15 protein-coding genes are annotated in these 19072 nt (G+C 72.6%); 12 read left to right on the top strand and 3 right to left on the bottom strand.

Going from position 1 to position 19072, the window contains the following annotated elements; genetic code table 11:
• Window positions 1-218: 218 nt before the first annotated feature.
• A complete protein-coding gene (gene rpsT / locus AQJ11_RS02165) occupies window positions 219-485 on the bottom strand; it encodes a 30S ribosomal protein S20 (protein ID WP_004001350.1) in 267 nt (88 codons plus the stop codon).
• A 225-nt stretch (window positions 486-710) separates the two neighbouring features.
• Here rpsT and lepA point away from each other — a divergent pair, with 225 nt between their 5' ends.
• The 5 genes from lepA (at window position 711) to AQJ11_RS02190 (ending at window position 8711) form a co-directional block, all read left to right on the top strand.
• Window positions 711-2585 carry a translation elongation factor 4 gene (gene lepA / locus AQJ11_RS02170; protein ID WP_041665162.1) on the top strand — a complete coding sequence of 625 codons (1875 nt, stop codon included), beginning with the start codon at window positions 711-713 and terminating at the stop codon, window positions 2583-2585.
• Between the two features lie 290 nt (window positions 2586-2875).
• On the top strand, window positions 2876-4750 hold the full coding sequence (locus AQJ11_RS02175) for an AMP-dependent synthetase/ligase (protein ID WP_014672655.1): 1875 nt from the start codon (window positions 2876-2878) through the stop codon (window positions 4748-4750).
• 202 nt (window positions 4751-4952) lie between these two features.
• Window positions 4953-6773 (top strand): SpoIIE family protein phosphatase, encoded by a 1821-nt coding sequence (locus AQJ11_RS02180; RefSeq protein ID WP_244218094.1) that lies wholly within the window; start codon window positions 4953-4955, stop codon window positions 6771-6773.
• Window positions 6774-6800: 27 nt separating this feature from the next.
• The gene (gene hemW / locus AQJ11_RS02185; RefSeq protein ID WP_059261618.1) at window positions 6801-8033 is read left to right on the top strand and encodes a radical SAM family heme chaperone HemW; all 1233 of its coding nucleotides are present in this window, start codon (window positions 6801-6803) and stop codon (window positions 8031-8033) included.
• 99 nt (window positions 8034-8132) lie between these two features.
• Window positions 8133-8711: a Uma2 family endonuclease gene (locus tag AQJ11_RS02190; RefSeq protein ID WP_041665930.1), complete on the top strand. Its 579-nt coding sequence runs from the start codon at window positions 8133-8135 to the stop codon at window positions 8709-8711.
• On the opposite strand, the gene AQJ11_RS02195 is transcribed toward AQJ11_RS02190, so the two are convergent.
• On the bottom strand, window positions 8689-9561 hold the full coding sequence (locus tag AQJ11_RS02195) for a DUF3097 domain-containing protein (protein WP_059261619.1): 873 nt from the start codon (window positions 9559-9561) through the stop codon (window positions 8689-8691). The two genes, AQJ11_RS02190 and AQJ11_RS02195, sit on opposite strands and share 23 nt — an antisense overlap.
• 68 nt (window positions 9562-9629) lie before the next feature.
• Window positions 9630-10352, bottom strand: coding sequence for an MBL fold metallo-hydrolase (locus AQJ11_RS02200; protein ID WP_014672650.1), 723 nt, complete (start codon window positions 10350-10352; stop codon window positions 9630-9632).
• A gap of 163 nt (window positions 10353-10515) precedes the next feature.
• On the opposite strand from AQJ11_RS02200, the gene hrcA reads away from it, so the two are divergent.
• The 7 genes from hrcA (at window position 10516) to AQJ11_RS02235 (ending at window position 19056) form a co-directional block, all read left to right on the top strand.
• Window positions 10516-11532 carry a heat-inducible transcriptional repressor HrcA gene (gene hrcA, locus AQJ11_RS02205; RefSeq protein ID WP_014672649.1) on the top strand — a complete coding sequence of 339 codons (1017 nt, stop codon included), beginning with the start codon at window positions 10516-10518 and terminating at the stop codon, window positions 11530-11532.
• Window positions 11533-12669 (top strand): molecular chaperone DnaJ, encoded by a 1137-nt coding sequence (gene dnaJ, locus AQJ11_RS02210; protein ID WP_014672648.1) that lies wholly within the window; start codon window positions 11533-11535, stop codon window positions 12667-12669.
• 212 nt (window positions 12670-12881) lie between these two features.
• Entirely contained in the window at window positions 12882-13958 is a 1077-nt protein-coding gene (locus AQJ11_RS02215; protein WP_059261620.1) for a nitronate monooxygenase, read from the top strand.
• The gene (locus AQJ11_RS02220) at window positions 13955-14707 is read left to right on the top strand and encodes a 16S rRNA (uracil(1498)-N(3))-methyltransferase (RefSeq protein WP_059261621.1); all 753 of its coding nucleotides are present in this window, start codon (window positions 13955-13957) and stop codon (window positions 14705-14707) included. Before AQJ11_RS02215 ends, AQJ11_RS02220 begins: the two co-directional genes overlap by 4 nt.
• A gap of 14 nt (window positions 14708-14721) precedes the next feature.
• Window positions 14722-15114 (top strand): VOC family protein, encoded by a 393-nt coding sequence (locus tag AQJ11_RS02225; RefSeq protein ID WP_014672645.1) that lies wholly within the window; start codon window positions 14722-14724, stop codon window positions 15112-15114.
• Between the two features lie 146 nt (window positions 15115-15260).
• The gene (locus AQJ11_RS02230; protein ID WP_244218072.1) at window positions 15261-15776 is read left to right on the top strand and encodes a hypothetical protein; all 516 of its coding nucleotides are present in this window, start codon (window positions 15261-15263) and stop codon (window positions 15774-15776) included.
• Between the two features lie 46 nt (window positions 15777-15822).
• A complete protein-coding gene (locus AQJ11_RS02235; protein ID WP_208616424.1) occupies window positions 15823-19056 on the top strand; it encodes a S41 family peptidase in 3234 nt (1077 codons plus the stop codon).
• Window positions 19057-19072: the final 16 nt, after the last annotated feature.

Genomic DNA, 19072 nt, shown 5'->3' on the forward strand with positions numbered 1-19072 from the left:
GAGCCGACCTCCCCCCGCACAAGAAGCCGACTCCCAGGCAACCGAAAAACCCCGGCCCCCGCCCTGGGGAAGGGCGAGGGACCGGGGTCCTCGGTTCAAGCTGGTGAGCCCGTTCCCGCGTGGCGAACGCAGGCCGCGAACAGGCTCGGGGTGCCGGGCGGGAGCGGATGAGAGAGGGCCCGCTCTGGGTCCTTCCGGCGGTCAGATCAGAAAGGGGTTCAGCCCTTGAGGGACGCGACCTTGGAAGCAAGCGCCGACTTCTTGTTGGCAGCCTGGTTCTTGTGGATGACGCCCTTCGAGACGGCCTTGTCGAGCGCACGCGCGGCAGCGCGCTGCAGCTCGGTGGCCTTCTCGACGTCACCCGCGGCAGCGGCCTCACGGGCCTTGCGGATCGCGGTCTTCAGGGAGGACTTGACGGCCTTGTTGCGCAGCCGAGCCTTCTCGTTGGTCTTGATCCGCTTGATCTGGGACTTGATGTTCGCCACGAAGGAGCCTTTTCAGGTTCAGGCGCGGGGCCGCGGGGGTCCCGTACCGGTGATCCAAAATTACCTGTCGTGCCTCGCGCTGAGAGGGCATGAGGCACAGCCATCTACAGTACCAGTGGCCCTCCGGACGGCCCAAAACGGCCCCCGGTCCCTGCGCGTGGGACCATGGAGACTACGTAACGATCCGACCCGAGGCATAAGGCGCCTCAAGAGACAGGACCCTGCGTGCCCGCGACCCCTAACCATGTGCCCGAGCCGAGCCGTACCGCCCCGGCTCTGATCCGCAATTTCTGCATCATCGCGCACATCGACCACGGCAAGTCCACCCTCGCCGACCGGATGCTCCAGCTGACCGGTGTGGTCGAGCAGCGGCAGATGCGTGCTCAGTACCTCGACCGGATGGACATCGAGCGCGAGCGCGGCATCACGATCAAGTCCCAGGCGGTGCGTCTGCCCTGGGCCCCGACCGAGGGCCCCGACCAGGGAACGACCCACATCCTCAACATGATCGACACCCCCGGGCACGTCGACTTCACCTACGAGGTCTCGCGGTCGCTCGCCGCCTGCGAGGGGACCATCCTCCTCGTCGACGCCGCCCAGGGCATCGAGGCGCAGACCCTCGCCAACCTCTACCTGGCGATGGAGAACGACCTCACGATCATCCCGGTGCTGAACAAGATCGACCTGCCGGCCGCCCAGCCGGAGAAGTTCGCCGAGGAGCTGGCGAACCTGGTCGGCTGTGACCCGGAGGACGTGCTCAAGGTCTCCGCGAAGACCGGGCTCGGCGTGGACGCGCTGCTGAACAAGGTCGTCAAGGAGATCCCGGCGCCGGTCGGGGTCGCCGACGCCCCCGCCCGCGCGATGATCTTCGACTCGGTCTACGACTCCTACCGGGGTGTCGTGACCTACGTCCGTGTCATCGACGGCCAGCTCAACAAGCGCGAGCGCATCAGGATGATGTCGACCGGCGCCACGCACGAGCTGCTGGAGATCGGCGTCAACTCGCCGGAGATGCTGCCGGCCGACGGCCTGGGCGTGGGTGAGGTGGGTTACCTCATCACCGGTGTGAAGGACGTCCGGCAGTCGAAGGTCGGTGACACCGTCACCAGCCAGAACAAGGGCGCGACGGAGGCCCTCGGCGGTTACAAGGACCCGAAGCCGATGGTCTTCTCGGGTCTGTACCCGCTGGACGGCTCCGACTACCCGGAGCTGCGCGAGGCGCTGGACAAGCTCCAGCTCAACGACGCGGCGCTGGTCTACGAGCCGGAGACCTCCGCCGCCCTCGGCTTCGGTTTCCGCGTCGGCTTCCTCGGCCTGCTGCACCTGGACGTGATCCGGGAGCGGCTGGAGCGGGAGTTCGGCCTCGACCTGATCGCCACCGCCCCCAACGTGGTCTACCGCGTGATCATGGAGGACGGCACCGAGGCCACCGTCACCAACCCGAGCGAGTTCCCCGAGGGGAAGATCGCCGAGGTGTACGAGCCGGTCGTGCGGGCGACGATCCTGGCGCCCACCGAGTTCATCGGCGCGATCATGGAGCTGTGCCAGACCCGGCGCGGCACGCTGCTCGGCATGGACTACCTCTCCGAGGACCGGGTCGAGATCCGCTACACGCTCCCGCTCGCGGAGATCGTCTTCGACTTCTTCGACCAGCTGAAGTCCAAGACGCGCGGGTACGCCTCGCTGGACTACGAGCCCACGGGCGAGCAGTCGAGCAGCCTCGTCAAGGTCGACATCCTGCTGCACGGCGACAAGGTGGACGCGTTCTCGGCGATCACCCACAAGGACCAGGCGTACGCGTACGGCGTGCGGCTCGTCGCCAAGCTCAAGGAGCTGATCCCGCGGCAGAACTTCGAGGTGCCGGTGCAGGCCGCCATCGGCTCCCGGGTGATCGCCCGCGAGACCATCCGCGCCATCCGCAAGGACGTCCTCGCCAAGTGCTACGGCGGTGACATCTCCCGTAAGCGGAAGCTGCTGGAGAAGCAGAAGGAAGGCAAGAAGCGGATGAAGATGGTGGGTTCCGTGGAAGTTCCGCAGGAAGCCTTCATCGCCGTGCTGTCCAGCGATGACAGCGCGGGGTCGGCCAAGGGCAAGAAGTAACCGGAGGGAACAACCGGTGACGCCCGCAAACCGGGCATGTGGGGCCCGTCGTGCGAAAGTGCGGCGGGCCCCTACGCGTGCGTAACGTCGCTCTGAGTGGAAAGTGACAGGCCGAGGCCCCTTACGCAGCGGGCGGTCGCCCCTTACCCTGATCCCTGCTCGATAGTTACTGGTGAGTTAAACAACAGCCCGAAACCCCCGCCGTGAGTTGACCCAGCACGCACCGAGTCACGTGAGTTAACCCAGCCGCACCGAGCCAGCCGCACCGTCGCGGGCCCCCGGAGGATGTCGTGAGCGACACACAGACCCTGATCGAGAACCGTCCGCCGTCCGTGGCGGCCCTCTTCCTGGAGCGCGTGGCGGCGACACCCGACGCCGAGGCCTACCGCTACCCCGTCCCGCCGTCCGCCGGGCAGGGCCCGGACGACTGGCGGTCGCTCAGCTGGGCGCAGGCGGCCGACCGGGTGTACGCGATCGCGGCCGGGCTCATCGACTTGGGCGTCGAGCCCGAGCAGCGGGTGGCGCTCGCCTCCTCCACCCGCGTCGAGTGGATCCTCGCCGACCTCGGCATCATGTGCGCCGGCGGTGCCACCACCACCGTCTACCCGCAGACCAACGCCGACGAGTCCGCGTTCATCCTCTCCGACTCCGAGAGCCGGGTGCTGATCGCCGAGGACGCGGCCCAGCTCGCCAAGGCCGCCGAGAAGCGCGCCGAGCTGCCGGACCTGACGAAGGTCGTCGTCATCGACCCGGCCGGCGTGGAGACGGACGACTGGGTGATCACCCTCGCCGATCTGGAGCAGCGCGGCGCCGCCTATCTGGAGCAGCACCCGCAGTTGATCAAGGAGCGGGTCGGCGCGATCACCAAGGACCAGCTCGCCACCCTCATCTACACCTCGGGCACCACCGGCCGCCCCAAGGGCGTGCGGCTGCCGCACGACAACTGGGCCTACATGGCGAAGGCCATCGCCGCGACCGGCCTGGTGACCATGGACGACGTGCAGTACCTGTGGCTGCCGCTCGCGCACGTCTTCGGCAAGGTGCTCACCTCCGGACAGATCGAGGTCGGGCACGTCACCGCCGTGGACGGCCGGGTCGACAAGATCATCGAGAACCTGCCGGTGGTGCGGCCGACGTACATGGCGGCCGTGCCGCGCATCTTCGAGAAGGTCTACAACGGCGTCGCGGCCAAGGCCCGCGAGGGCGGCGCGGCCAAGTACAAGATCTTCCAGTGGGCGGCCGAGGTCGCCCGCGAGTACGCCAAGGCCAGCCAGGACAACTTCCGGCGCACCGGCACCGCCTCCGTGCCGTTCGGGCTCGCCGCCAAGCACAAGGTCGCCGACGGCCTGGTCTACGGCAAGCTCCGCGAGGCCTTCGGCGGCCGGCTGCGGGCCTGCGTCTCCGGCGCCTCCGCGCTCTCCCCGGAGATCGGCTACTTCTTCGCCGGCGCCGGCATCCACATCCTGGAGGGCTACGGCCTCACCGAGACCTCCGCGGCCTCCTTCGTCAACCCCGGCGAGGCCTACCGCACCGGCACGGTCGGCAAGCCGCTGCCCGGCACCGAGGTCCGCATCGCCGACGACGGCGAGATCCTGCTGCGCGGCCCCGGCGTCATGGAGGGCTACCACAAGCTGCCCGAGAAGACCGCCGAGGTGCTGGAGTCCGACGGCTGGTTCCACACCGGCGACATCGGCGAGCTGTCGCCCGACGGCTACCTGCGCATCACCGACCGCAAGAAGGACCTCATCAAGACGTCCGGCGGCAAGTACGTCGCCCCGGCCGAGGTGGAGGGGCAGTTCAAGGCGGTGTGCCCGTACGTCTCCAACATCCTCGTGCACGGCGCCGACCGGAACTACTGCACCGCCCTCATCGCCCTGGACGAGATCGCGATCGAGGAGTGGGCGAAGGAGAACGGGCTGGAGGGGAAGTCGTACGCCGAGATCGTCGCCGCGCCGCAGACGGTGGAGATGGTCGACGGGTACGTGCGGGAGCTCAACGCCGGGCTCCAGCGCTGGCAGACCATCAAGAAGTTCCGCCTGCTGCCGCGGGACCTCGACGTGGAGCACGGCGAGATCACGCCGAGCCTGAAGCTGAAGCGGCCGGTGGTGGAGCGGGAGTACAAGCACCTCATCGAGGAGATGTACGCGGGGGCCAAGGAGGCGTAGCGCGCTCTGGGAGGGGGCGGCTCGGGACCGCCGGCGGCTGGCGTGGGGCGCGGTGGTTCGTGCCCACGCGGCGGAGCCGCACGGTGACGCGGTCCCGCGCTGCTTTTCATGCTCACCCGCGCCCGAAACGTTCCGTCTTCTGGTCACTTCCGTGACTCAGCGCTTATGGGCGCCCCCCGTCTGTCACCCTGACCGCATGGATATGGCGGCCATACCCACGCAACGGGAGAGCGGCGTCCAGCCCGGTGAGACGCGGGGGCGGGCCACGCTGCCCGGGAGCCCCCTCGCTCCGGGCTCGGCCCGCGCGCTCGTGCGGGCCGCGCTGGACGGGATGCCCGGGGTCTGCGCACGGCTCGCCGACGACGCCATGGCCGTCGTCAGCGAGCTGGTCACCAACGCCGTCGTGCACGCCGGCACCGAGGTGCAGGTCGAGTGGCAGCTGGAGGACACCGGCGCGCTCGTCGTCGAGGTGCGCGACCAGCACCCGTCCCGCGCCCCGCGGGACGCCACGAGCGGCGAGGCGCCGTACGACACCCCCGAGTACGGGCGCGGCCTGCGCCTCGTCGCGACGCTCGCCGAGTCCTGGGGCGTCACCTACCGCACCGGCGCCAAGACCGTCTGGGCGCGCCTGCCACCGGGCGGCAGCGAGGCCCTGGACGGACCCGTCCCCGACCCCGCCCTGGAGGTCGCCGAGGACCTCGCCCCGCAGCCGCACCGCGCCGACGGCGACCGGGACTGGCTCGGCCGGGGCGCCCTGTCCTTCCTCGCCGAGGCCTCCGACCTGCTCGCCGGACAACTGGACGAGAACCTGGTCGCCGCGCTCACCGGCCAGCTGATCGTGCCCCGGCTCGCCGACTGGTGCGCGGTCTGGCTGGAGGACGAGGCGACCGTCCGCGGCGGCGCCGGCGGCGGACCCGCCCGGGTCTGGCACGCCAGCGAGGCCCGCATCGAGGAGCTGCGGTGCGCCCTGGAGAAGGAGCCGCCGTGTCCGCCGGGCGGGCTGCGCTCCGGCCCCGACCCCTACCCCTGGCCGGGCCACGCGCTCGGCCCGCAGGGCGCCGACGGGACGGCGCTGTCGTACCGGCTCATCGCGGGCGGCCGGCCGCTCGGCACGCTGGTCATCGGCCGGTGCGGGCCGGCGGGCTTCCCGGACGAGATCACCGGGCTGGCGGAGGACCTCAGCCGCAGGGTGGCCCTGGCCATCGGCGCGGCCCGCCAGTACGCCCGCCAGGCCACCATCAGCGCCGTCCTCCAGCGCGGCCTGCTGCCCGGCGCCGTCGCCGAGATCCCCGGCGTGCGCAGCGCGCTGGTCTACGAGCCCTGCGACAAGGGCGGCCCCAGCGGCGACTTCTACGACCTGTTCCCGGCGGGCGACGGCCGCTGGTGCTTCGCGGTCGGCGACGTCCAGGGCAAGGGCCCGGAGGCCGCCGTGGTGATCGGCCTCGCCCGCCCCTGGCTGCGCCTGCTGGCGCGTGAGGGCTACCGGGTCGCGGACGTCCTGGACCGCCTCAACCAGCTCCTCCTGGACGACGCCACCGAGGCCGCCGACGCCGCCGCCCGCGCCCTGGTCGCCGTCGGCGGACGCCCGCTGGCCACCGGGGAGGGCCCGCAGACCCGCTTCCTCTCCCTCCTCTACGGCGAGCTGACGCCGTACGACGGCGGGGTCCGCTGCACCCTCGCCTCCGCCGGCCACCCGCTGCCGCTCGTCCTCAGCCCCGACGGCACCGTGCGCACCGCCGCCCGCCCGCAGACCCTGCTCGGCGTGGTCGAGGACGAGACCTACACCAGCGAGACCCTGGACCTGCGCCCCGGCGACAGCCTGCTCTGCGTCACCGACGGCGTGACCGAGCGGCGCTCCGGCACCCGCCAGTTCGACGACGGCGACGGCCTCGCCCGCGCCCTGTCCGGCTGCGCCGGGCTCGGCGCCGAGCTGATCGCTGAAAGGATCCGCCGCCTGGTCCACGACTTCGGCGGCGGCCTGCCCGAGGACGACCTGGCCCTGCTGGTGCTCCAGGCGGAGTAACGCCCACGGTGCTGGACAATGGAAGGCATGCCTTCCGCACTCCCCGACGGCGAGCCCGTCCCCGCAGACGGCGCGCTGCCCGCGCACGCGCTCGCCGGGGCCGCCGGCCGCCCGCTCGGTTTCTACCTGCACGTCCCGTACTGCGCGACCCGCTGCGGCTACTGCGACTTCAACACCTACACCGCGACCGAGCTGCGCGGCACGGGCGGGGTGCTGGCCTCCCGCGACAACTACGCGGACACGCTGACCGACGAGATCCGGCTGGCCCGGAAGGTGCTGGGCGACGACCCGCGCGAGGTCCGCACGGTCTTCGTCGGCGGCGGCACGCCGACGCTGCTGGCCGCCGACGATCTCGTACGGATGCTGGGGGCGATCCGGGACGAGTTCGGGCTGGCACCGGACGCGGAGATCACGACGGAGGCGAACCCGGAGTCCGTCGACCCCGCGTACCTCGCCACCCTCCGCGAGGGCGGCTTCAACCGGATCTCCTTCGGCATGCAGAGCGCCAAGCAGCACGTGCTGAAGGTCCTCGACCGCACCCACACCCCCGGCCGCCCCGAGCGTTGCGTGGCGGAGGCCAGGGCGGCGGGCTTCGAGCACGTGAACCTCGACCTGATCTACGGCACGCCGGGGGAGAGCGACGAGGACTGGCGGGCGTCCCTGGAGGCCGCCCTGGGCGCCGGACCCGACCACATCAGCGCCTACGCGCTCATCGTGGAGGAGGGCACCCAGCTCGCCCGCCGCATCCGCCGGGGCGAGATCCCGATGACCGACGACGACGTCCACGCCGACCGGTACCTGATCGCCGAGGAGACGCTGAGCGCGGCGGGCTTCGACTGGTACGAGGTCTCCAACTGGGCTACCTCCGAGGCGGGCCGCTGCCTGCACAACGAGCTGTACTGGCGGGGTGCGGACTGGTGGGGCGCCGGGCCGGGCGCGCACTCGCACGTGGGCGGGGTCCGCTGGTGGAACGTCAAGCACCCGGGTGCCTATGCGGCGGCGCTGGCGTCGGGGAAGTCGCCGGGCGCGGGCCGGGAACTGCTGTCCGACGAGGACCGGCGCGTGGAGCGCGTCCTCCTGGAGCTGCGGCTGCGGGACGGGGTGCCGCTGTCCCTGCTGAAGGAGGAGGGGCTCGCCGCGTCCCGGCGCGCCCTGGCGGACGGGCTCCTCCAGGAGGGCCCGTACCAGGAGGGGCGGGCCGCGCTGACCCTGCGGGGGCGGCTGCTGGCGGACGCGGTGGTGCGGGACCTGGTGGACTGATCACCCCGGCGGGTGAATCCCCCCGGAACGCCGGTTCGGTCCTTAACCTGGTTCCTGGGCTGCCGTCGACAGGACGCGGCGGATGTGGAGGCCACGGAGATGACCGCTGTGGACGAGCGTGGAATGGCCAAGTACCTCGACGAGTTCGAGCCTCCCGAGGGTGTCAAGGCTGAGCTTCTCCGAGGAGTCATCGTGATGATGGCCGGCCCTGATCTGGTGCACAACCTGATCGTGCTGCACACGCAGCGGCAGATGCCCCTTGAGCGGTGGTATCCCCTCCAGACACAGGACGTCGACATCGCCGGCGAATCCAGCGAGCCGGTGCCGGACCTGGTGGTTCTCTCGCCCGAAGTGCTGCCCAGCTCCGGGCGGCTGTTGCCCAGCCAACTGGTCACCATGGTGCTGGAGGTCGTCACCAAGTACAGCGTCCACCAGGATTACGTGGTCAAGCGCTCGATCTATGCGGCGGGGAGGATCCCGGCGTACCTCATCGTCGACCCGATCATGGCCCACTGCGTTCTGCTGACGAAGCCGGCGGGTCAGGGAGAGGACGCCGACTATCTCAGCCAGGAGATCATCAAGTTCGGGGACCCGGTCCCATTGGACGCTCTCGGGCTCGAACTCGACACCAGCGAGTTCGGAACGTTGCCCGACGTCAGGCCCCACCGCTACCCGTGACGAAGTCGATCAGCTCCTCCACGCGCCCCAGCAGCTCCGGCTCCAGATCCTTGTAGGACCCCACCCGCTTCAGGATCGCCTGCCACACCGCGCCGGTGTTCTCCGCCGGCCAGCCCAGCGCCCGGCACACACCCGTCTTCCAGTCCTGCCCCTTCGGCACCGCCGGCCACGCCTCGATGCCCAGCGACGACGGCTTCACCGCCTGCCAGACGTCGATGAACGGGTGGCCGACGACCAGCGCGTGCTCGCTGGTCACCGACTGCGCGATGCGCCACTCCTTCGTCCCCGGCACCAGATGGTCCACCAGGACGCCCAGCCGCGCGTCCGGGCCCGGGGCGAAGGACTCCACGATCGACGGGAGGTCGTCCACACCCTCCAGGTACTCCACGACCACGCCCTCGATCCGCAGGTCGTCGCCCCACACCTTCTCGACGAGCTCGGCGTCGTGCCGGCCCTCCACGTAGATGCGCCCGGCGCGGGCCACGCGCGCGCGTGCCTGGGGGACGGCGACCGAGCCGGACGCCGTACGGGCGGGACGTAGCGGGGCCGAGGGGGCGGGGCGGACGAGCGTCACCACGCGGCCCTCCAGCAGGAAGCCGCGCGGCTCCAGCGGGAACACCCGGTGCTTGCCGAAGCGGTCCTCCAGGGTCACCGTGCCCGCCTCGCAGCGGATCACCGCCCCGCAGAACCCGGTGCCGGGCTCCTCCACCACCAGACCGGGCTCGGCCGGGACCTCCGGCACGGGCTTGGGCTTCTTCCACGGTGGGGTCAGGTCGGAGGAGTAGACACGAGGGCGCGGGCCCGAAGGGCCCTCATGGGAAGGGCGGTGGCGGGAGACGGGTGGGCGCATTCGGATGACGATAGGAGAAGCCGTGCGGTGAGGCGTACGACACGCCGGGGCCGGGCGGGAAGAGCCGCTCAGATCACGCCGAACCGTGTTGCCAGGGCGTCCCGTTGGCGGCGGACGAAGCCCGCGTCCACCACCGCGCCGTGACCGGGCACGTACAGCGCGTCCTCGCCGCCGAGCGCCAGCAGCCGGTCCAGCGCGTCCGGCCAGCGGGACGGGACCGCGTCGGGGCCCGCCTGGGGTTCGCCGGACTCCTCCACCAGGTCGCCGCAGAACACCACCTCGGGGTCGCCCGGCACCAGCACGGCCAGGTCGTGCGCCGTGTGGCCGGGGCCCACGTTGGCCAGCAGCGCCTGCCGGCCGTCGCCGAGGTCCAGCGTCCACTCGCCGGAGACCGCGTGGCGGGGCGGGGCCAGCGCGTCCACCGCCTCGTCGGCGTCGGCCACCGGCAGCCCGTTGCGGACCGCGTCCAGCCGCAGGTCCGCGCGCTCGTACGCGAACACCGCGTCCAGGCCCACCGCCCCGTACACCTCCGCCCCGGCGAACACGGCGGCGCCGAAGACGTGGTCGAAGTGGGGATGGGTGAGCGCGAGATGGGTCACACGGCCGCCCGCGAGCTCCTCGGCCTGGCCGCGCAGCCTGACCCCCTCCGCGAGGCTCGAACCGGCGTCCACGAGCAGTGCCGTACCCTCCCCGAGGACCAGCCCCGCCGTGCAGTCCCAGCCCGGCAGCCGGCACCGGCCCACCCCCGCGGCCAGCCGCTCCCACCCCAGCTCTTCCCAAGTCACGGTCATACCCGCGACGCTAGCGGTACGAGCCGGTACGGCGGCCCGACCTTGCCCGGGGTGTACCCGGCAGCCGTACACTGGGCCCGGGAACGCTGGCACTCGCACGGGAAGAGTGCCAAAGGGGCGAACCCGAACGGACGAGGGGACGACGTGCTGGAGGTGCGCGCGAATGCTGAGTGAACGCAGGCTTCAGGTACTGCGCGCCATCGTCCAGGACTACGTGGGCACCGAGGAGCCGGTCGGTTCCAAGGCGCTCACCGAGCGGCACAACCTCGGCGTCTCCCCGGCGACCGTCCGCAACGACATGGCGGCCCTGGAGGACGAGGGGTACATCGCCCAGCCGCACACCAGCGCGGGGCGGATCCCCACCGACAAGGGCTACCGGCTGTTCGTGGACAAGCTCGCGGGCGTGAAGCCGATGACCGCGCCGGAGCGGCGGGCGATCCAGAACTTCCTGGAGGGCGCCGTCGACCTCGACGACGTCGTGGCGCGGACCGTGCGGCTGCTCGCGCAGCTCACCCGGCAGGTCGCCGTCGTGCAGTACCCGTCCCTGACCCGGTCCACGGTCCGGCACGTGGAGCTGCTGTCGCTGGCTCCCGCGCGCGTGATGCTCGTGCTGATCACGGACACCGGCCGGGTCGAGCAGCGGATGGTCGACTGCCCGGCGCCGTTCGGCGAGGCGTCGCTGGCGGATCTGCGGGCGCGGCTCAACAGCCGGGTCGCCGGCCGCCGGTTCACGGACGTGCCGAAGCTGGTCGAGGACCTCCCGGACGCCTTCGATCCGGAGGACCGCGGTACGGTCTCCACGGTGCTCTCCACTCTTCTGGAGACACTCGTGGAGGAGAACGAGGAGCGGCTGATGATCGGCGGTACCGCCAATCTGACCCGCTTCGGACATGACTTCCCCCTCACGATCCGGCCCGTCCTGGAGGCCCTGGAGGAGCAGGTCGTGCTCCTCAAGCTCCTCGGCGAGGCGAAGGATCCGGGCGTGACCGTGCGCATCGGCCACGAGAACGCCCACGAGGGACTCAACTCCACCTCCGTCGTGTCGGTCGGCTACGGTTCGGGCGGCGAGGCGGTTGCCAAGCTCGGCGTGGTCGGACCGACCCGCATGGACTACCCGGGAACGATGGGAGCGGTACGCGCAGTGGCACGGTACGTCGGACAGATCCTGGCGGAGTCGTAAGTGGCCACGGACTACTACGCCGTTCTCGGCGTGCGCCGCGACGCGTCGCAGGATGAGATCAAGAAGGCGTTCCGCCGGCTCGCGCGCGAGCTGCACCCGGACGTCAACCCGGATCCGAAGACCCAGGAGCGGTTCAAGGAGATCAACGCCGCTTACGAGGTGCTGTCGGACCCGCAGAAGAAGCAGGTCTACGACCTCGGCGGCGACCCGCTCTCCCAGTCGGGCGGCGCGGGCGCGGGCGGCTTCGGGGCCGGCGGCTTCGGCAACTTCTCCGACATCATGGACGCGTTCTTCGGTACGGCGTCGCAGCGCGGGCCGCGCTCGCGCACCCGGCGCGGCCAGGACGCGATGATCCGGATCGAGGTCGAGCTGGACGAGGCGGCCTTCGGGACGACCAAGGACATCCAGGTCGACACGGCCGTCGTCTGCAACACCTGCAACGGCGAGGGCGCGGCGCCCGGCACGTCCGCCCAGACGTGTGACATGTGCCGCGGCCGGGGCGAGGTCTCCCAGGTCACCCGGTCCTTCCTGGGCCAGGTCATGACCTCGCGGCCGTGCCCGCAGTGCCAGGGCTTCGGCACGGTCGTCCCCACCCCGTGCCCGGAGTGCGCCGGCGACGGCCGGGTGCGCTCGCGCCGGACGCTGACCGTGAAGATCCCGGCCGGCGTCGACAACGGCACGCGGATCCAGCTCGCCGGTGAGGGCGAGGTCGGCCCCGGCGGCGGCCCGGCCGGCGACCTGTACGTCGAGATCCACGAGCTGCCGCACCCGACGTTCCAGCGGCGCGGCGACGACCTGCACTGCACGGTCACGATCCCGATGACGGCGGCGTCCCTCGGCACGAAGGTGCCGCTGGAGACGCTGGACGGCCTGGAGGAGGTCGACATCCGGCCCGGCACCCAGTCCGGCCAGTCGATCCCGCTGCACGGCCGGGGCGTCACGCACCTGCGCGGCGGCGGCCGGGGCGACCTGGTCGTGCACGTCGAGGTGACCACGCCGACCAAGCTGGACCCGGAGCAGGAGCGGCTGCTGCGCGAGCTGGCCAAGCTGCGCGGCGAGGAACGGCCGCAGGGCCAGTTCCAGCCGGGGCAGCAGGGACTGTTCTCGCGGTTGAAGGACGCGTTCAACGGTCGCTGACGTGGGCTGCGGGGGTGGCCGGGGGTCCGGGGGTTGCCCCCCGGGCAGGCACGGTCAGCCGGGGCAGCAAGGGCTGTTCTCGCGCCTGAAGGACGCGTTCAACGGGCGCTGATCGGTGACGTACGGGGTGCTCCGGCACCCCGTACGCCGTGGGCGTGTGCCGGGGGATGCCCGGATTCGGACTTGTCCGAAGGACGTGACAACATGCGGTCATGTCCTCCGCGCTGACCGATCTCTTCCCCCACCCGATCGTGCAGGCCCCCATGGCGGGCGGTGTCTCCGTCCCGCAGCTCGCCGCCGCCGTCTGCGAGGCCGGCGGCCTCGGGTTCCTCGCCGCCGGGTACAAGACCGCCGACGGCATGTACCAGGAGATCAAGCAGCTGCGCGGGCTGACGGGCCGCCCCTTCGGCGTGAACCTCTTCATGCCGCAGCCCGAGCACGCGGAGTCCGGGGCCGTCGACCTCTACGCGCACCAGCTGGCCGGCGAGGCCGCCTGGTACGAGACCGAGCTGGGCGACCCGGACAGCGGCCGGGACGACGGCTACGACGCCAAGCTCGCCGTCCTGCTCGACGACCCGGTGCCGGTGGTCTCCTTCCACTTCGGCGTGCCGCCCCGCGAGGTGTTCGACAAGCTCCACCGCGTCGGCACCTTCACCCTGGTCACCGCCACCACCGCCGAGGAGGCCCGCGCGGTCGAGCGGGCCGGGGCCGACGCGGTGATCGCGCAGGGCGTGGAGGCCGGCGGACACCAGGGCACCCACCGGGACCTCCCGGAGAACGACGGCGCCGGCATCGGCCTGCTGTCGCTGGTCGCGCAGATCCGGGAGACCGTGCGCATCCCGGTCGTCGCCGCCGGCGGCATCATGCGCGGCGGCCAGATCGCCGCGGCCCTCGCGGCGGGCGCTTGCGCGGCCCAGCTGGGCACCGCGTTCGTCGCCGCCCACGAGTCCGGCGCGCACCCCCTGCACAAGCGGGCGCTGACCGACCCGCTGTTCCCGCGCACCGAGCTGACCCGCGCCTTCACCGGCCGCCCGGCCCGCGCGCTGGTCAACCGCTTCCTGCGCGAGCACGGCCGGTACGCCCCCGCCGCCTACCCCGAGGTCAACCACCTCACCGCGCCGCTGCGCAAGGCCGCCGCCAAGGCCGAGGACGCGCAGGGCATGGCGATGTGGGCCGGGCAGGGCCACCGGATGGCCCGGGAACTGCCCGCGGGCCGGCTGGTGGAGGTGCTGGCGGCCGAACTCGCCGAGGCCCGGACAGCGTTGTCGGCCGGGGGTGGTCCCCGATGACCGCGCCGGTGTTCGTCGTCGACTCGCTGGAGGGCGTGGGCCCCGGCTCGGTCGTCGACGTCCAGGGCCCGGAGGGACGGCACGCGGTCTCCGTGCGGCGGTTGCAGCCGGGCGAGAACGTGGTGCTCACCGACGGCAGGGGCCGGGGCGCGGCCGGGGTCGTCGTCAGCGTGTCGGGCAAGGACCACCTGGTGGTCGAGCCGTTCGAGTTCCCGGTGGAGCCCGAGCCCAGCCCCCGTATCACCGTCGTCCAGGCCCTGCCCAAGGGCGACCGCGGCGAGCTGGCCGTGGAGACGATGACGGAGACCGGCGTCGACGCGATCGTGCCCTGGCAGGCCGCGCGCTGCATCACCCAGTGGAAGGGCGAGCGGGGGGCGAAGGCGCTCGCCAAGTGGCGTGCCACCGCGCGGGAGGCCGGCAAGCAGTCCCGCCGGCTGCGCTTCCCGGAGGTCGCGGACCTGGCGGCCACCAAGCAGGTCGCCGCGCTGCTCGGCGCGGCGGACTTCGCCGCCGTGCTCCACTCCGACTTCGACCACGTCAGCGAACCCCTGGCCACCGCCGAACTCCCCACCGAGGGCGAGATCGTCCTAGTCGTGGGTCCCGAAGGCGGTGTGTCACGGGACGAGTTGGCGCTCTTCGAGGAGGCGGGCGCGAAGACCTGTGTCCTCGGCCCCACCGTCCTGCGCACCTCCACCGCCGGCACCGCCGCCGCGGCCCTGCTGCTGGGCCGCACCGGCCGCTGGTCCTGACCCCTGGGGACACCGTGGAACTCGCCCAAGTCCGGCTCCTGGTCACCGACTTCGCCGCCTGTTACCGCTTCTACGCCGAGGTGCTCGGCCTCAAGCCGCAGTCCGGCGCGGCGCAGGGGCCGTACGAGAAGTTCAGCCCGCACGCCGGTTCCGCCGGGATCGCGCTCCAGGACCGCGCGATGATGGCCGAGCTCCTGGCCGAGCTGGGCGACACCGCCACCGGCCACCGGTCCCTGGTCGTCCTGCGCGTCGACGACCTCGATGCCTACTGCGCGCAGATCACCGCCCGGGGCGCGGCCCTGCTGCACGGGCCGGCCCCCCTGACCGACCGGATGCGCGTGGCCCACCTCAAGGACCCGGAGGGCAACCTGGTCGAACTCCAGGAGTGGCTGCTGCTGCGCGGCTGACGTCCGCTCCGCCGGGGCGCCGCGCTGCCGTCCGCCGCTCGCTTGTGGCCGGGGTTCCCCGCGCCCCTTCGGGCCCTTCCCCCCGAACGGGTGAGTGGCCGTATCCGGGCTTCCCCACGGTGGGGGCCGGTGGCACGCTGCCCTGTATGGGGGATTCGAGGCGGATACGGCGTCGGGCGCGAGTGGTGGCCGTGGCGGGACTCGTCGTGGTGGGCGGCGGGGCTGTCGTGGCCTGTCAGCCCGGTGGAGGGCTCGGGTCGGCGACCGTCGCCTACACCACCGACCAGACCGCGACCGCCGCGCTGGAGCACCGGCACGTGAACGTCAGCTGGCTCACGTGCACCGGCGGTTACCGCGACGGCGGCGGCGCGCGCGGCGGCTCGCCCGCGCCGAGCGAGACCACCGTCGTCTCCGTCGACTGCCAGGGCGAGACGGACGACCGGCGGAAGATCGTCGTCACCGGCCTGGTGACCAGGGCCGTCGACGGTGCCTGTGTGCGCGGGGACCTGACCGCCAAGGTCGACGGCAGACAGGTGTTCCGCGTCAACGGTCTCGGCAACTGCTCCGCCCCGCCCATGCCGACGTACCGGCCGCCGACCGGCGGACGGCCGACCGTGACCGTCACCGTCACCCGTACCGTCTGGCCCGTGCCGGGCAAGTGATCCGAAACCGGGAGCGGGCGCAGCCGTCGCTGCGTAGAGTGACGGCGTGACTCAGGGTGCTTCGACGGGAACCACGGCAGACTCCGCCTATCTCCGATTCCCCCATCCGCACGGCGACTTGGTGACCTTCGTCGCCGAGGACGACGTCTGGCTCGCGCCGGTCGACGGCGGCCGGGCCTGGCGGGTCAGCGCCGACAACGTGCCGGTGACCCGGCCCCGGATATCGCCGGACGGCCGGCACCTCGCCTGGACCTCCACCCGGGACGGCGCCCCCGAGGTGCATGTCGCCCCGGTCGACGGGGGTCCCGCCGAGCGGCTGACGTACTGGGGCAACGGCCGTACCGAGGTGCGCGGCTGGACACCGGACGGGCGGGTGCTCGCGCTCGGCGCGCAGGGCCGGCACAGCTTCCGGCACACCTGGGCGCACGCCGTCCCGCTGGACGGCGGACCCGCCGAGACCCTGCCGTACGGCCCGGTCGGCGATGTGGCCCTCGGCCCGGCCACCGTGCTGCTGTCCGCGCCGATGGGCCGTGAGGCCGCGCACTGGAAGCGCTACCGGGGCGGCACGGCGGGCAAGTTGTGGATCGACCGTGCCGCCGGAGACGGAGAAGGCGCCGGCGAGTTCGTCCGGCTGCACGAGGACCTCGACGGGAACATCGAGTGCCCGGTGTGGGCCGGGGACCGCATCGCCTTCCTCTCCGACCACGAGGGCACCGGCGCGCTCTACTCCTCCCTCGCCGACGGCTCCGACCTGCGCCGGCACACACCGCTCGGGGGCTTCTACGCCCGCCACGCGGCCGGTGACGGCACCCGCGTCGTCTACAGCTCGGCCGGCGAACTCTGGCTGCTGGACGACCTGGAGGGCGCCGAGCCGCGCCGGCTGGACGTACGGCTCGGCGGACCCCGCGTCGACCTGCGGCCGTACCCCGTCAACGCCTCCCGCTGGTTCGGCGAGGCGGCCCCCGACCACACCGCGCGCGGCAGCGCCGTCTGCGTGCGCGGCGGCATCCACTGGGTCACCCACCGCTCCGGCCCCGCCCGCGCCCTGGCCGCCACCCCCGGCGTGCGCGCCCGGACGCCGCGCGTCTTCCGCGCCGAGGGCGAGGAGTGGGTGGTGTGGGTGACGGACGCCGAGGGCGACGACGCCCTGGAGTTCGCGCCCGCGACCGGCACCGTGCCCGGCGCCCCGCCGCGCCGGCTCGCCGCCGGACAGCTCGGCCGGGTCCTGGAGCTGGCCATGGCACCCGACGGCAGCCGGGCCGCCGTGGCCGCGCACGACGGCAGGCTGCTGATGGTCGAACGGGAGACCGGAGAGGTCCGCGAGGTCGACCGCAGCGACGACGGCGAGGTCTCCGGCCTCGCCTTCTCCCCCGACTCCGCCTGGCTCGCCTGGTCCCACCCCGGCCCCCGGCCGCTGTCCCAGCTGCGCGTCGCCCACACCACCGACCTGTCGGTGACCGAGGCGACCCCGCTGCGCTTCCAGGACTACGCGCCCGCCTTCACCCTGGACGGCAAACACCTCGCGTTCCTCTCCAACCGCGCCTTCGACCCGGTCTACGACGAGCACGTCTTCGACCTCGCGTTCGTGGTCGGCGCCCGCCCGCACCTGATCACGCTGGCCGCCACCACCCCCTCGCCGTTCGGTCCGCAGCGCCACGGCCGCCCCTTCGAGACCTCGGACAAGGACGAGACCCCCGACGGCGAGGGCACACCGACCACCCGCATCGACCTGGAGGGCCTGGCCGACCGCATCGTCCCCTTCCCGGTCGAGGCCGGCCGCTACTCCACGCTCCGGGCCGCCAAGGACGGCGTCCTCTGGCTGCGCCACCCCGTGCAGGGCGTCCTCGGCGCCTCCCGCGCCCACCCCGAGGACCCCGACCCGCACACCGAGCTGGAGCGCTACGACCTCGCCCAGCGCCGCCTGGAGCACCTCGCCTCCGACGCCGACCACTTCGAGGTCAGCGGCGACGGCAAACGCGTCCTGCTGTGGGCCGACGGCCGGCTCCGGGTCGTACCGAGCGACCGCCGTACCGGCACCGACGACGACGGCGACACCAGCGTCACCGTCGACCTCGCCCGGGTCCGGCAGACTGTCGACCCGGCCGCCGAGTGGCGGCAGATGTACGACGAGACCGGCCGCCTCATGCGCGACCACTTCTGGCGCCCCGACCTCGGCGGCACCGACTGGAACGGCGTCCTCGCCCGCTACCGCCCGCTCCTGGCCCGCCTCGCCACCCACAGCGACCTGGTCGACCTGCTCTGGGAGGTGCACGGCGAACTGGGCACCTCGCACGCCTACGTCATCCCGCGCGGCGGTTCCGGCCGCCGCGCCCGGCACGGCCTGCTGGGCGCCGACATCTCCCGCCACGAGGACGGCAGCTGGCGCATCGACCGCATCCTGCCGTCGGAGACCTCCGACCCGGAGGCCCGCTCCCCGCTCGCCGCGCCCGGCGCCGCGGTCCGTCCGGGCGACGCGATCATCGCGGTCGCCGGCCACCAGGTCGACCCGGTGACGGGCCCGGGCCCGCTGCTCGTCGGCACGGCCGGTCACCCGGTGGAGCTGACCGTCTCCCCGGCCGGCGGCGGGGAGCCCCGGCACACGGTCGTCGTCCCCATCGCCGACGAGGAGCCCCTGCGCTACCACGCCTGGGTCGCCGATCGCCGCGCCCATGTCCACGCGGCCTCCGCCGGCCGGCTCGGCTACCTCCACGTCCCGGACATGCAGGCCCCCGGCTGGGCCCAGATCCACCGCGACCTGCGCGTCGAGGTGGCCCGCGAAGGCCTCGTGGTCGACGTCCGCGAGAACCGGGGCGGCCACACCTCCCAGCTCGTGGTCGAGAAGCTGGCCCGCCGGATCATCGGCTGGGACCTCCCGCGCGGCATGCGCCCCACCAGCTATCCGCTGGACGCCCCGCGCGGCCCGGTCGTCGCCGTCGCCAACGAGTTCTCCGGCTCCGACGGCGACATCGTCAACGCGGCGATCAGGGCCCTGGGCATCGGGCCGGTCGTCGGCACCCGCACCTGGGGCGGCGTCATCGGCATCGACAGCCGCTACCACCTGCTCGACGGCACCCTGGTCACCCAGCCGAAGTACGCGATGTGGCTGGAGGGCGTGGGCTGGGACGTGGAGAACCACGGGGTGGACCCCGACGTGGAGGTCGTCCAGAGGCCCCAGGACTGGGCGGCGGGCCGCGATGCCCAACTGGACGAGGCGATCAGGCTGGCGCTGGAGGCGCTGGAGAGCAGTCCCGCGAAAACACCGCCGGGCATGCCCACCTGACCGACTACGATGCCCA

Origin of the sequence: Streptomyces corchorusii, assembly GCF_001514055.1 — a bacterium.
GTDB classification, from domain to species: Bacteria; Actinomycetota; Actinomycetes; order Streptomycetales; family Streptomycetaceae; genus Streptomyces; species Streptomyces olivaceoviridis.